The sequence below is a fragment of the Pseudomonas sp. 43(2021) genome (genome assembly GCF_017490805.1).
In the GTDB taxonomy this organism is placed as follows: Bacteria; Pseudomonadota; Gammaproteobacteria; order Pseudomonadales; family Pseudomonadaceae; genus Aquipseudomonas.
This window is the reverse complement of record NZ_JAFGYJ010000417.1, coordinates 1-471: the sequence shown is the minus strand read 5'-3', so window position 1 is coordinate 471 and position 471 is coordinate 1. Positions and strand designations below refer to the sequence as shown.

The 471-nt window shown below is 62.6% G+C and carries 2 pseudogenes; both read right to left on the bottom strand.

The features are described 5' to 3' along the window. Positions 1-147: pseudogene (locus tag J5M71_RS27940) on the bottom strand (sugar ABC transporter ATPase); the annotation flags it as partial. 136 nt (positions 148-283) lie between these two features. Next, positions 284-471, bottom strand: a pseudogene (locus tag J5M71_RS27935) (sulfite exporter TauE/SafE family protein); the annotation flags it as partial.

Here is a 471-nt window from a genome sequence, read left to right as displayed (position 1 = left end):
GGCCATGCGGTTGCCGGTGCGGCCGCAGGTGGTCAGCTGTTCTTCGATGATGTTCTTGCGCACCAGCCAGCGCACGATCGCCCGCGCCCGGGGCTCGTGCACCGGCAGGGTAGAGATTTTCGGGACGATGATGCTTTGCGAGTTCATGGGAAATCCTGCGGTGTGACTTCTGACGCCTTCGCGAGCAGGCTCGCTCCCACATTCGAATGCAATCCCCTGTGGGAGCGAGCCTGCTCGCGAAGGCGCTCTAAAGGCCGGCAGCTTAATCCCTGAAGAAATCCGGTCAAGTGCTGAAATAGCGCACGATCAACGCGATGCCGCTAGCCAGCACCAGCCACGTCACCAGCCGCACAAACGCCTCGCGCGACAACCTCATGGTCAGCCGCCGGCCGATCCACAAGCCCAGCGCCATCGCCGGCAACAGACACAGCGCCAGCATCAACAAGGGTAGCTCGGCATACACACCGGCGA